Raw genomic sequence first — 13,214 nt, forward strand, 5'->3', positions numbered from 1 at the left:
AGTGCGTTCAGACGTTCGGGATTTCGCCGCCCTTGAGGGCGGCGACGAACGCCGTCCAGGCGTCGGCCGGGAAGACGAGCGCCGGGCCGCTGGGGTCCTTGGAGTCTCGAACGGGGACGATGCCGTCGTTGAGGATCGCGACCTCAACGCAAGCGGATTGTGCGTTGCTGCGGGTGGACTTGAACCACACCGCTCCTGTCAGATCAACCGTGTCCATAACTTCCTGCCACTTCGGAGATCAGCTGCTTCGACGCCTGCTCACTGAGCGCTGTCTCCCAGATGTTCGTGAACGCGGCGTCGTAGCGTTCCACTTCGTTGGGCTTGTCCAGATACAGGTCGCCGGTGAACCCGTCCGCATAGACGGTCGGCGGCTCCGTCTCGGAGCCGTCGCCGTTGAGCGGGAAGCGCAGAATTCCGAACGGGCCTGACAAGACGCCCAGGTGCAGACCCGCGTCGAACGGGACCACCTTGATGGTGACGTTGGGAAGCTCGCTCACCTCCAGCAGGTGGGCGAGCTGTCCAGCCATGACTTTGCCGCCACCGATGGGTCGTCGCAGTATCGCCTCGTTGAGTGCGACGTCGAAGACCGGCGGATCGGTGAACCTGGTGAGAAGCACCTGGCGAGCCGAACGGAGATGGACTCGTCGTTCGATCTCGTCGTCGTCTTCGTGAGGCTTGCCCGCTCGCATGATCGTGCGTGAGTAGTCCTCGGTCTGCAGCAGACCGGGAACCAACTCGCTCTCATACCAAGCGATCTTCGAAGCCGCTTCTTCCAGCCCGATGAAGAGGTCGAACCCCTCCGGGATCACATCCCCGTAGGCGTGCCACCAACCCCGAGCTTTGGTCTCCTTCGCCAGTCCCATCAGGGCTTCGGTCAGTTCGGCCGGTGCGCCGTAGACCTTGCACATGGCCTCGACATCGAGGCTCCGCAAGGACGTGTGACCGCTCTCGATGCGCCACATCTTCGCTTCCGACCACTCCAGGCTGCGAGCCGCCGCCCGCACGGTGAGTCGCGATCGGTTGCGCAAATCACGCAGGTACCGCCCGAGTTGCCTGCGCGGCACCGTTGATCCAGTTGGCCCTTCCGGCATGGCCTTCCCCTTTCTGGCTTCCAGTATGAAGCACCGTCAGCGCTCGAAATGAAAGCACCCGTGCGCCCGCTTCGCAATGAAAGTCAACCGAACGAGTTACGCCGTTCGAATGCCCCAGAATGAAGTCTTGCAGATTGCGGAGCGTCCTGGGCAGACTACGGGCAGTAGTCCGACTGCTCGCTCACGGCGATCTGACGGGCGGCCACCCGGGCATTTCCATGCCCCTCCCCGGCCGACGCCGCCTGCTGCGAGCCACACCCGGAGGAGGTCCTGCTATGCCCGGAACGTTGGAGAAGTGCTCGTGCCGGCTGCACCGGCACCGCAAATCCGCCCCCGCCGCCCGGCGGCTGGTCAGTGACTGCCTCGCCGACCGGCCGGCTGGCATCGGCGAGACCGTCCGGGCGCAGATCGGGGGCGTGCGGTGAGCGACGGGCTCCCCTTCTCCGTGACTGTCGAGATCGTGGGCTTCACCGAGCCCACCACCTTCGCGAGTCTCTTCGATGCCCTCGACGTCCTCCGGGTCGGCCTCGCCGTGCTCCCGCTGGACGCCGAACAGGCCGCTTGCCTGGCCGGCCGGTTCGGCCCCTGGGCCGCCGGGGAGATCGCTCACCGGCTGTACCACTTCGGTGCGGTGGGGGCGGTGGCGTTCGTCGGGCTGGATGCCCACCCGATCTACGTGCGGCGGGCGGCGCTTGAGTGACCGGTTGAGACCGCTTGTGTCGGTCCGTCAGCTGTGGTGTGTGAGATATGTGGTGCAAACGCGACCATTTGTGGCGGGTCGCTGTTAGGGTGCCCATCTGAACGCCAACTCTCCATGATGTGAGCAGTCTTGGAAGAGATGGCGTCGACTCCACCTCCGTAGCCGACACCCGAGGAAGCGCGTGAGACCCGAAGACGTCCCCCGGCTGTTCCAGGAGCTGGCCCGCGAGTTCGCGGACGTGACCGGCATGTCAGTGGCGGCGACCGGTTCGTTGGCCCGTGGCGACCACCGCACCGGGCCCACCGGTGACATCGTCTCCAACCTCGACCTGATCCACGTCGTGGCCGACGGGGCCGACGTGCCGGAGGTCCGGGCCGTGGTGGGGCGGACGATGCGGCGGATCTCCGACACCTTCCGGATCGAGACGACGTCCGTCATAGCCATGCTCCCGGCGTTCCGACTGGCCGGGCACGCCCACTACCGGATCAGCATGCGGCCCGAGTGGTTCTGCGACGGCCTCGGGCTCGGGTCGGAGGCCTTCGACCGTTCCGACCGCGACGAGGACGACCCGCGCGCGGCGCTGGCCTGGATGATGCAGCCCGTCCCCTACTACCTGGCGAAGGCGACCGTCCTGGACCCGACGACCAACCTCGCCAAGGCCCGCAGGGCGGCGATGCGGCTGGCCGACCGGTTCGACCTGGAGGACATGCGCGAGGGCCTCGACGACCTGCCGGGTTCGCTGCGCACCTTGATCGCCGAGCACGACATCACCCCGCTCGACTCCACCGCCCGCTACCTCGCCGCCCCCACCCACCCCGCCATCGCGCAGCTCGTCCGCGACGCCGTCTTCGTCGAGGGCATGGGCCTGTCGTCCGCCGACTCGATGGTCATCATGCTGCCGTCCGCCCCGAACTGACCCGTACCGGAGAACACCGAATGCCTACCCGGCAGCACGTGGAGATCCTGCCCCCGCACCCGTTGCGGGCCGGCTACGACCGGGCCCTGGAACGAGGCTCGATAGCCGACGCGTTCCAACGGCGCCTGGAGCCCGCCAACTTCACCCCCGGCTACCTCGGCGCCCTGACCGAGCGGGTCGAACAGGCCCTGGGCCAGGACCGGGGGGACGAGACCATGCGGTGGCGCCTGGCCTTCCTCCTGCTCCAGAACAACGCCACCGCGGCCGCCGTCGAACGCGCCGAGGAACTGCTCGCCGGCGCCACCCTCCCGCAGGCCGTCCGCCTGGCCCGGCTGGTGGCCGGGATCCGCGGCCGGGCCGACCAGCCGCGTACCGGCCGCCGCGTCCGGCGGGTCAACTGGTCGATCAACAACCGCTGTCCGATGTCCTGCCAGGGCTGCTACAACCCGTTCGCGGCGGAGCAGATCGACCTCGACCAGGCCAGGCGGATCGTCGGGAAGCTGGCCGCGCACGGGACCACCGACCTGGTCCTGGCCGGCGGCGACCCGCTGCTGTGGCCGCCGGTCTTCGACGTGGTCGACCACGCCATCGCCAGCGGTCTCAAGGTCGGCCTCGACACCACCGGCTACACGCTCACCGCCGAGAAGCTCTCCCGGCTCCACGGCCTGTCCTCGCTGCGGCTGCCGCTGGACGCCGTCACGCCGGAGGTGCAACGCGCCTTCCGCCGGAGCCCGGACGACAGGCTCCTCGACGCGCTGCTGGAGTCCCTCGCCCTGTGCGACGCCGAGGGCTTCGACCGGGTGCGGGTGCACACCGTGGCGAGTGCCGATAACCTCCACCAACTGCCGGAGCTCGCCGAGGAGGTGCTGTCCCACCCGTCGGTCGCCCAGTGGGTGATCTTCCAGTGGTGGGGGCGGCGGGCCTCGCCGGCCACGGTGCGCAGGCTCGGCGTGGCGGTGGAGGACGTCCGCGCGGTCGTCGACGGGATCCGGCGCGACCACCCCGGCCGGGAGATCCACCTCGCGGAGAGCAGCGAGCGGGAGCTGCTGAACTGGATGATCCAGTCGAGCGGGCAGGTGGTCACCTTCGGGTCGGGCGCGGAGGAGGAGTTCATCCTGGGCAACCTCCTGACCGACGAGGTCGAGGAGATCCTGACCCATCCGATCCTGGACTTCGAGGCCATGGCGCGGGGGATCCCCGTCACCCCGGGAACCGTGTTCGGCGCTCCGGACGCCGCGCGGGGATAACAGAACGGTTTCGGAGCCCACCCTCCCCACGCCCAGGTCTTGACGGCGTGGGGAGGGTGGGCGTTTGCTGTGACCCGCTCGTTCGAACCTGTTTGGTTCTGGTCTGTTTTGTGTATTTGAACGTTCAAAACCCCCTCCTTCTTGCCTCGCCACACCCTTCCTGCCTCAACCCTTCCTCGCCACCCCTCAGAGAGGAATGCAATGTCACACCTTTCTCGTCGTGATCTGCTCCGAGCCTCAGGAGCGGGCCTGCTGGCCCTGACCGCCGGAGGCACGCTCGCAGCCTGCGGCGACTCCGGCTCCGGGGGCGCCTCGGGCGGGGACGCCGACAGCGGCAACATCACCGTCTGGTCCTGGGCCACGGCCGCCGAAGCCCTGCGCGGGATCGTCCCGGCCTTCGAGAAGGACAACCCGGGGATCAAGGTCGACGTCCAGGACATCGGCGAACCGGCCATCTGGGACAAGATCACCGTCGGCCTGGCGGCCGGCGGCCAGGGCCTCGGCGACGTGCTGCACATCGGCTGCGACTACCTGCCCGGGTACCTGGAGAAGTTCCCCGGCGGCCTGGCCGACCTCTCCGCGCTCGGCGCCGACGCGCACAAGGACAAGTTCGCCAAGGGCCTGTGGCCCGTCGTCAGCGGCAAGGACGGCCACGCCTACGCGCTGCCCTGGGAGGTCAACCCGCTCGGCTTCTTCTACCGCAAGGACTACTTCGACAAGGCGGGCATCGACCCCGAGTCCCTCGCCACCTGGGACGACCTGCTCGCCGTGGCCGACCGCTTCAAGGCCGCCAACCCCGGCGTCGCCCTGATCGGCATCAACAGGGCCGCCAACCCCACCCCCGACCTGGACTTCGTCCAGGGCCTGATGCAGCTCCAGGGCGCCTTCTACTTCGACCTCCAGGGCAAGATCACCGTCGGCTCGGAGCCGGCCGTGCGCGCCCTGACCATCGTCAAGCGGCTGGACGAGGCCGGGCTGATCGGCGACACCCCCGGCGTCCAGAGCTGGCCGCCCGTGATGAAGGCCGGCAAGCTCGGGGTGGCCGCGATGCCCGCCTGGGTCGCGCACTACCTGGAGAAGAAGATCCCCGACCAGAGCGGCAACTGGCGTCTCGCCAAGCCCCCGGCGGTCACCCCCGGCGGCAAGCGCACCGCCCTGGTCAACTCCACCCACCTGGCCGTCGCCGCCTCCAGCCCACGCCGCCGCGCCGCCTGGAAGTTCGTCGAGTACACGGTCACCCGCCCGGCCTCGGTGAACGCCATGTTCAACGCGGGCGGCGTCTTCCCGGCCCTCACCGAGGCCTACACCGACCCGCTGTACGCCGCGCCGAGCGCCTACTACGGCGGGCAGCCGGTGCTCAGGACCTTCGCCGACCTCGCCATCGAGGGGGGTTACCCCACCAACTACTCCGGTGACTACGCCCGCGCCCTCAAGCTCGTCAGCGACGCCCAGGTCAGGGTCCTCCTCAAGGGCGCCGACCCGGCCGCCGTCCTCCAGGACGCCGCCAAGCAGCTCGCCCAGCAGACCGGGCGCGGTATCGCATGAGTGCCGCCAGCCCGCCCGCCGCCCTCGCCAGGAGATCCGCAGCGCCGCGCCGGTCCCGCCGGCGGCGCACCGCCGTACCGTACCTGCTGCTCGCCCCCGCCCTGCTGACCTTCGGCGTGTTCAAGGCCTACCCGGTCGTCGAGTCGCTGCTGCTGTCCTTCACCACCGGCTCCGGCGCCGCCACCCGCAACGCCGGCCTCGCCAACTACCGGCGCCTGCTGGACGACCCGCTGTTCTGGACGGCCCTGTCCAACACCGGCGAGATCCTCGTCATGCAGGTCCCGCTGATGCTCGGACTGGCCCTGCTGATGGCCGTCGGCATCAACTCCGCGCTGGTGCGCTGGCGCACGGTGTGGCGGCTCGGCGTCTTCATGCCCTCGGTCACCGGCCTGGTCGCCACCGGCGTGATCTTCGCCTACCTGCTCAAGACCGACGACGGCGCGGTCAACTGGGTGCTGAACGCCGTCGGCCTGCCCTCCGTCGACTGGATGGGCCAGCCCGTCTGGGCCCGGACGGCCGTCGTCGTGGTGCTCACCTGGCACTACACCGGATACAACGCCGTCATCTACCTCGCCGGACTCCAGTCCATTCCACGGGAGTTGTACGAGGCCGCGATGGTCGACGGCGCCGGACCGATCCGCCGCTTCACCTCCGTCACCGTCCCCGCGCTGCGCCCGGTGCTGCTGTTCACGGTCGTGCTCTCGACCATCGGCACGCTCCAGCTCTTCGACGAGCCGTACGTGCTGACCGGTGGCGGGCCGGACAACGCCACCCTGACCGTCTCCATGTACCTGTACCAGAACGGCTTCCGGTACTACGACTTCGGCTACGCCTCCGCCATCGCCTACGCGCTCACCCTGCTCGTGACGGTGCTCGGCGCCGTCCAGATGCGCCTGATGGGAGACCGCGACAAGTGACCTCCAAGAGTGAGACCTCCAAGAGCGAGACTCCGAAGCGCGTGAACCCCCTCAAGAGGCTGCACGGTTGGCCGCTGACCTTCCTCCTCGCCGGCATCACCGGGCTGTCGATCGCCCCCTTCTACTGGCTGGTGGTCGCCTCCACCCGCAAGGACACCGAGGTCTTCGACTGGCCGCCCAAGCTGCTGCCCGGCGGGAGCCTCGGCGAGAACCTGAGCCACCTGGAGCAGAAGATCGGCCTGCTCAGGGTGGTCGGGAACTCCCTGCTGGTGGCGGGGGTCCAGACGCTGGGCGCCCTCGTCGTGGCGCTGCTCGCGGGCTACGCCTTCGCCAAGTTCCGCTTCCGCGGCCGGACCCTGCTGTTCGCCCTGCTGTTCTCCACCCTCGTGGTGCCCGAACAGGTCACGCTGGTACCGCTGTTCAAGATGATGACGAACTTCGGCCTGCTGGACACCTACCAGGCGCTGATCCTGCCCGGCCTGTGCGTGCCCTTCGCCATCTTCCTGATGCGGCAGTCGCTGAGCAGCCTGCCGGACGAACTCCTGGACGCCGCCCGGGTCGACGGCGCGGGCGAGTTCCGGGTGCTGTTCAGCGTGGTGGTGCCGGTCATGAGGCCCGTGCTGGCCGCCCTCTCGATCTTCCTCTTCCTCGGCTCCTGGAACCAGTTCGTCTGGCCGCTGATCGCTCTGCGCAGCCCCGCGATGCACACCCTGCCCGTCGCCCTCGCGACCCTGCACGGCAACAAGAGCAACACCGACTACGGCGCGATCCTCTCCGGCACCGCGCTGTCCACCCTGCCGATGATGGTCCTCTTCCTGGTCCTCCAGCGGCAGTTCATCTCCGGCCTGCTGGCCGGCGCCACGAAGGGCTGAACATGACCGAGATCTGGGAACCGCACGCCCCCGCCGTCGCCGGCGGCCTGCGTCCGCTCTACGCCGACGGCCTGGACCTGCGGGTCAGCGGGAACGCGAGCGCCCGCGGGGTGGGCGACGGAATCGTCGAGGTGACCGCCGAGGGGGCGGGCGACGTCCGGATCGAGTGGCGGGTGCCGTGCGTGGACGCCACCGCGTTCTGGACGCCCGAGCCGCGCGGCACCGGCCGGCTGCCCGCCGCGTGGAGCGCCCCGCGCCGCACCGGACTGGCCGACGGCGCCCCGATCGCCGCCCTGATCGGCACCGGCGACCTCGCGATCTGCGCCTTCGCCGCCGAGCGCGCCGACGTCCTGGCCGGTGCCGGAGTGCTGGAGGAGACCGGCGAGTTCCGCTTCTGGGCCCAGGCCGCCGGCCGGCTGACCGTCCGCATCGACACCTCCCGCCGGCACTTCGCGCGCTGCCTTGCCGACCTCGCCGCCTGGTGGTGGGCCGGCCGTGCGGCCGACATCCCCGCCATCCCCGAGGCCGCCCGCCGCCCCGCCTACTCCACCTGGTACTCGATGCACCAGGACGTCTCGCCGAAGGCCGTCGAGACGCAGGCCGCGCTCGGCAAGGAGCTCGGCATGGACGTCATCATCGTCGACGACGGCTGGATGACCGCCGACCGCACCCGCGGCTACGCGCACTGCGGCGACTGGGAACCGGTCTCGCTGCCCGACACCGCCGCCCACGTCCAGCGCGTCCACGACCTCGGCGTGCAGTACATGCTCTGGTACGCGCTGCCGTTCATCGGCAAGGACAGCGCCGCCTTCGAGGCGATCGGCCGCTACGCGCTCGCCGACGCCGCCCACATGGGCGCGATCGTCGCCGACCCGCGCTACCCCGAGGTCCGCGCGTTCCTCGCCGGCCGGCTCGCCCGCGCCGTCGAGGAGTGGGGCATGGACGGGCTGAAGGTCGACTTCGTCGACTGGTTCGCCCGCGCCGACGCGCCGGAGGCCGGGCCCGAGGCCGACTGCGCCACCGTGGACGAGGGCGTCGAGCGGCTGCTCGCCGCGATCCGCAGCCGGATCACCGCGGTCAAGCCGGGGGCGATGATCGAGCACCGCCAGCCGTACGTCAGCCCCGGCCTGTGGCCGTACGTCACCATGGTCCGCGCCACCGACTGCCCGCTCAGCCCGCAGGAGAACCGGCAGCGCACCATCGACGTGCGGCTCGCCGCCGGGCCCGTCCCGGTCCACGCCGACATGCTGATGTGGCACCCGGCCGAGCCGCCCGAGCAGATCGCCTGCCACCTGATCAACGTGCTGTTCTCGGTGCCGCAGGTCTCCGTCGACCTCGCCGCGCAGAGCCCCGGGCAGCGCGAGGCGATCGCCTTCTGGCTCGGCGTCTTCCGCGAGCACGTCGCCACCCTGCAGCTCGGCGAGCTGCGCCCGGCCCGGCCTGACCTCGGCTACCCGATGGTCACCGCCGTCGGCGGCGGCACCGTCGCGGTGGCCCGCTACGCCGCGCTGCCGGTGGACGTCTCCGGTGCGCACTGGCGCACCCTGCTGGTCGCCAACGCCGACGCCGACCCGGACGTCCGGCTCACCGGCGGCGACGGGACGGCCGAGGCCACCGTGCAGGACGCCCGAGGGCGTATCGTCCGGCAGGGCGAGGTCGAGCTCGACCGGGCGGGCGGCATCACCGTGCCGCGCGGTGGGCTGCTGACCCTGCGCCGCCCGTAGAGCCGAGCGGTAGAACCGAGCACCCGTCAGACCCGAGCAGCCGTCCTGGAGCCTCCGATGCCCGAGGGAACACCCCGACCGCGCCGCGGCGCCACCACCATCGAGGAGGTGGCCCGCGCGGCCGGGGTGTCCCGGCAGACCGTCTCCAACGCGCTCAACGCCCCCCAGCGGGTCCGCCCGGACACGCTGGCCCGGGTGACCGCGGCGATCCGCGAACTCGGCTACCAGCCCGACCAGTCGGCGCGCTCGCTGCGCAGCGGCGCCCGGCGCACCCTCGGCTACCTCGCCCCGGTGGACGACCCGTTCGACCCGAACCCGCTGATGGCCGGCTTCCTGGAGGCGCTGGTCGACGCGGCGGGGGCGCAGGGGCAGCGGGTGCTGCTGTTCCGTCCGGGGCAGGGCCGGGCTGGGGGCGCGGTTCAGGGCTTGGCTCAGGACGCGGCCCAGGACGCGGCCCAGGGCGGGGCTCAGGACGCGGCCGGCCCGCTGGCGGCCATCGACGAACTGGTGGCCGCCCGGCAGGTCGATGGGCTGGTGCTGGCGGACGTGCTGGGCGACGACCCCCGGATCGGGCACGTCGTCCGGGCCGGCCTCCCGTTCGTCACCTTCGGACGGACCGGCCCGGGGCAGCCCCAGCACTGGGTCGACATCGCCAACGACACGGCGATGGCCGTGGTGGTGCGGCACCTGGCGGCGCTCGGCCACCGCCGGATCGGGTACGTCGGCCGCGCCGAGGACCTGCCGTGGATGGCCGCCCGGCGGGCTGGCTTCCTCGCGGAGGCGGCCCGGCTGGGCCTGTCCGCGGTGACGGCGGCGCGGCCGGACGTCGCGGCCGTGCGGGAGCTGCTGCGCGGGCCCGAGCGGCCGACCGCCTTCGCGGCGGGCAGCGACCTGCTGGCGTTGGACGTCTACGAGGCGGTCCGGGCGGAGGGATTGGCGGTCGGGCCGGCGGGGGTGGCGGTCACCGGCTTCCACGACACGCCGCTCTGCCGCCACCTGCACCCGGCGCTGACCTCGGTGCGGCTCCCGCTGCGGACGATCGCCGCCGCCCTGGTGGAGCGGCTGCTCGGCCAGGTGCGCGGGGAGGCGCCGCCGGCGGGCGGGCTGGAGCTGGCCGCCGAGCTGGTGGTGCGGGCGAGTTCCCGGACGAGTCCGTAGCTAGTGACTCTGCTCCCCGGTCGGCGCGACGATCAGCTCGCCGACCAACTGGGCTGCCGCCGCCCGGTGTTCGGCCGCCAGTGCGTCGTCGGTGACCAGCACGTCCAGTTGCTCCAGTGCGGCGAAGGAGGCCAGGCCGACCGCGTTCCACTTGGTGTGGTCGGCCACCACGACGACCCGGCGGGCGGACTGCAGGAAGGTCCGGTTGGTCTCCGCCTCGGCCAGGTTCGGGGTGGTCAGCCCGGTCTCGGCCGAGAGGCCGTGGCAGCCCATGACCAGCACGTTGACGTGCAGCGAGCGGATCGCCTGGTCGGCGACCGGCCCGACCAGCGCGTCGGAGGGCGTACGGACGCCGCCGGTGCGGATCACCGTCGCGGTGGCGGGGGTGCCGTCCTCGTCGGGTTCCTCCAGCAGCTCCGCGATCCGCAGCGAGTTGGTGACCACGGTGAGACCCTCGACGGCGCGCAGCTGCCGGGCGACCGCGAAGGTGGTCGTCCCGGCGGCCAGTCCGACCGCCGAGCCGGGCGGCACCAGGGCGGCGGCGGCCCGGGCGATCGCCTCCTTGGCGGGCAGCTGCCAGTTGGCCTTGGTCTCGAACCCGGGCTCGCCGCTGGCCGCCGCCTCCGTCCGCACCGCCCCGCCGTGCACCTTGTGCACCAGCCCGCGGCGGGCCAGCGCGTCCAGGTCGCGGCGGATGGTCATGTCGGACACCCCGAGGTCCCGGACCAGTTCGGTCACCCGGACGCCGCCGCGCGCGCGGACCCGCTCCAGGATCAGCACGCGGCGCTGTCCGGCGAGCGGTTGGGCGCTGTCAGCCATCGGGGGTGCTCCTCGGGTCGGTGTGGTCCGCGTGACCGTTCGGCCATTCGTGCGGCCGGCCGTTCGACGGGCCGTCCGGCGGGCCACGGTCACCGCCATCATGGCAGGCGCGGACCCCTTCCGGACAGCCAGGCCTGATGGATAATGTTGGATATTGTTGTTTCGTGTCGGATAGAGGGAAGAAGGCCATGGCCGGGACCCTGACCCAGCCCACCGCCAAGACCGTGACCACACTCGCGGACGGGCGACAGCTGATCTACTACGACAGCGGCGAGGCCGTCCCCCGGGACGCCGTCGACCTGCGTCCGCTCGACCCGCCCGCCCACGGCTCCGAGGTCCGGCTCGACCCGGCCACCGGAGCCTGGGTCACCGTCGCCGCGCACCGCCAGGCCCGCACCTACCAGCCCCCCGCCGAGGAGTGCCCGCTCTGCCCCTCCCGGGACGGCCGGCACAGCGAGATCCCCGCCGACGACTACCAGGTGGCCGTCTTCGAGAACCGCTTCCCCTCGCTGGCCGGCCCCCCGGCGGCGCTGGAAGGCGCCGACGGACTACGGGTCAGCGGCCCCGGCGCCGGGCGCTGCGAGGTGGTCTGCTTCACCGCCGACCACGACGCCTCCTTCGCCGACCTCGACGAACGGCGGGCCCGCCTCGTCCTCGACGCCTGGACCGACCGCACCGCCGAACTCGCCGCCCTCCCCGGCGTCCGGCAGGTCTACTGCTTCGAGAACCGGGGCGCCGAGATCGGCGTCACCCTCGCCCACCCGCACGGCCAGATCTACGCCTTCCCCTTCACCACCCCGCGCACCGCCCGGATGGCCGAGCGCGCGGCCGAACACCGCGCCGCCACCGGCCGCAGCCTCTTCGACGACCTGCTCGCCGCCGAACGCGCCGACGGCGCCCGGGTGGTGCTCGCCGGAGAGCACTGGACGGCCTTCGTCCCCTTCGCCGCCCGCTGGCCGTACGAGGTGCACCTCTACCCGCACCGCCGGGTCGCCGACCTGACCGGCTTGGACGAGCCGCAGCGCGCCGAATTCCCGCGCCTCTACCTGGAGTTGCTGCGCCGCTTCGACCGCCTCTTCGGCGCCGGCCGCACCCCGTACATCTCCGCCTGGCACCAGGCGCCCGCCGGCCAGGAGGACGAACTCGCCCTCCACCTGGAGCTGTTCACCATCCGGCGCGCCGCCGACAAGCTCAAGTTCCTGGCCGGGGTGGAATCCGGCATGGACGCCTTCGTCAACGACATCACCCCCGAGGACGCGGCCCGCCGGCTGCGGGAGGTAGCCCCGTGAACACGCCCGTGAACGCCACTGCGAACATCTCCGCGGACACCTTCGAAGAACTCCACGGCCACGCCCCCGAGGGGGAGTGGGCCGCCCCCGGCCGGGTCAACCTGATCGGCGAACACACCGACTACAACCTCGGGTTCGTGCTGCCGATCGCCCTCCCGCAGGCCGTCCGCGCCCAGGCCCGGCGCCGCGACGACGGCCGGCTGCGGCTCTGGTCCGCCCAGGGCGACGGGGTGGTCGCCGACCTGGCCGTCGCGGACCTGGCCCCGGGCTCGGTGCCCGGCTGGGCGGCCTTCCCGGCCGCCGTGGTGTGGGCGCTGCGCGAGGCCGGGCACGCCGTCGGCGGTGCCGAGTTCCGGCTGGAGAGCGACGTGCCCGGTGGCGCCGGGCTGTCCTCCTCGGCCGCCCTGGAATGCGTCGTCGCGATCGCGTACAACGACCTGTACGGGCTGGGGCTGTCCGCCCCCGAACTCGCCCTGATCGCCCAGCGGGCCGAGAACGACTTCGTCGGCGTCCCCTGCGGGATCATGGACCAGATGGCCTCGATGTGCTGCCACCCGGGCGCGGCCCTGCACCTCGACAGCCGGGACCTGACGATGCGACAGGTCCCGCTGGACCTCGCCGGCGCCGGCCTCGCCCTGCTGGTCCTCGACACCCGGGTCAAGCACGACCTCGGCGACGGCGCCTACGCCGCCCTGCGGGCCGGCTGCGAGCGGGCGGCCGCGCTGCTCGGACTGCCCGCGCTGCGCGAGCTGACGCCCGCCGCCCTGCCGGCCTCCCTGCCCCGACTCCCTGAGGAGCTGCGGCCGTTGGTGCGCCACGTGGTCACCGAGAACGAGCGCGTCGCGGGCGGCCGGGCCCCCCCGGGCGCCCGGCGGGCCCCACGGTTGCCCCGGGCGGGGCCGGGCCCCCACGACTGGGCGGGGCGGGGCTCGGTGT

The 13,214-nt window shown here is 71.9% G+C and carries 14 protein-coding genes; 11 read left to right on the top strand and 3 right to left on the bottom strand.

Annotated features, from left to right (window positions below):
• Positions 1–7: 7 nt before the first annotated feature.
• The gene (locus tag ACFV6I_RS29960) at positions 8–217 is read right to left on the bottom strand and encodes a DUF397 domain-containing protein (protein WP_380428644.1); all 210 of its coding nucleotides are present in this window, start codon (positions 215–217) and stop codon (positions 8–10) included.
• Complete coding sequence (locus tag ACFV6I_RS29965; protein ID WP_380379657.1) at positions 204–1,091, bottom strand: helix-turn-helix domain-containing protein; 888 nt, start codon at positions 1,089–1,091, stop codon at positions 204–206. Before ACFV6I_RS29965 ends, ACFV6I_RS29960 begins: the two co-directional genes overlap by 14 nt.
• Before the next feature lie 275 nt (positions 1,092–1,366).
• On the opposite strand from ACFV6I_RS29965, the gene ACFV6I_RS29970 reads away from it, so the two are divergent.
• The 9 genes from ACFV6I_RS29970 to ACFV6I_RS30010 all read left to right on the top strand — a co-directional run bounded on the left by ACFV6I_RS29970 (position 1,367) and on the right by ACFV6I_RS30010 (position 10,170).
• A complete protein-coding gene (locus ACFV6I_RS29970) occupies positions 1,367–1,516 on the top strand; it encodes a hypothetical protein (RefSeq protein ID WP_380379654.1) in 150 nt (49 codons plus the stop codon).
• Between the two features lie 20 nt (positions 1,517–1,536).
• Complete coding sequence (locus ACFV6I_RS29975) at positions 1,537–1,791, top strand: hypothetical protein (protein ID WP_380428646.1); 255 nt, start codon at positions 1,537–1,539, stop codon at positions 1,789–1,791.
• A gap of 181 nt (positions 1,792–1,972) precedes the next feature.
• A complete protein-coding gene (locus ACFV6I_RS29980; RefSeq protein ID WP_380428648.1) occupies positions 1,973–2,707 on the top strand; it encodes a hypothetical protein in 735 nt (244 codons plus the stop codon).
• 20 nt (positions 2,708–2,727) lie between these two features.
• Positions 2,728–3,954, top strand: a complete 1,227-nt coding sequence (locus ACFV6I_RS29985) for a radical SAM protein (protein WP_380428650.1) — start codon at positions 2,728–2,730, stop codon at positions 3,952–3,954.
• 201 nt (positions 3,955–4,155) lie between these two features.
• The gene (locus ACFV6I_RS29990; protein WP_380340491.1) at positions 4,156–5,499 is read left to right on the top strand and encodes an extracellular solute-binding protein; all 1,344 of its coding nucleotides are present in this window, start codon (positions 4,156–4,158) and stop codon (positions 5,497–5,499) included.
• The gene (locus ACFV6I_RS29995) at positions 5,496–6,416 is read left to right on the top strand and encodes a carbohydrate ABC transporter permease (protein WP_380428652.1); all 921 of its coding nucleotides are present in this window, start codon (positions 5,496–5,498) and stop codon (positions 6,414–6,416) included. The genes ACFV6I_RS29990 and ACFV6I_RS29995 overlap by 4 nt, the downstream gene beginning before the upstream one ends.
• Positions 6,413–7,288, top strand: a complete 876-nt coding sequence (locus ACFV6I_RS30000) for a carbohydrate ABC transporter permease (protein WP_380428654.1) — start codon at positions 6,413–6,415, stop codon at positions 7,286–7,288. Before ACFV6I_RS29995 ends, ACFV6I_RS30000 begins: the two co-directional genes overlap by 4 nt.
• 2 nt (positions 7,289–7,290) lie before the next feature.
• Positions 7,291–9,012: a glycoside hydrolase family 36 protein gene (locus ACFV6I_RS30005; protein ID WP_380428656.1), complete on the top strand. Its 1,722-nt coding sequence runs from the start codon at positions 7,291–7,293 to the stop codon at positions 9,010–9,012.
• Between the two features lie 57 nt (positions 9,013–9,069).
• Positions 9,070–10,170: a LacI family DNA-binding transcriptional regulator gene (locus tag ACFV6I_RS30010; RefSeq protein WP_380428658.1), complete on the top strand. Its 1,101-nt coding sequence runs from the start codon at positions 9,070–9,072 to the stop codon at positions 10,168–10,170.
• Here ACFV6I_RS30010 and ACFV6I_RS30015 read toward each other — a convergent pair whose 3' ends face one another.
• A complete protein-coding gene (locus tag ACFV6I_RS30015) occupies positions 10,171–10,989 on the bottom strand; it encodes a DeoR/GlpR family DNA-binding transcription regulator (protein WP_380428659.1) in 819 nt (272 codons plus the stop codon).
• A 188-nt stretch (positions 10,990–11,177) separates the two neighbouring features.
• Between ACFV6I_RS30015 and galT the strand changes: the two genes are divergently transcribed.
• Both galT and ACFV6I_RS30025 read left to right on the top strand, forming a co-directional pair.
• Entirely contained in the window at positions 11,178–12,278 is a 1,101-nt protein-coding gene (gene galT / locus ACFV6I_RS30020; protein WP_380428660.1) for a galactose-1-phosphate uridylyltransferase, read from the top strand.
• A partial coding sequence (locus ACFV6I_RS30025) for a galactokinase (protein WP_380428661.1) occupies positions 12,275–13,214 on the top strand: 940 nt, incomplete at its 3' end. The genes galT and ACFV6I_RS30025, both read left to right, overlap by 4 nt.

This window comes from Kitasatospora sp. NPDC059803 (genome assembly GCF_042732255.1).
Lineage (GTDB): Bacteria > Actinomycetota > Actinomycetes > Streptomycetales > Streptomycetaceae > Kitasatospora.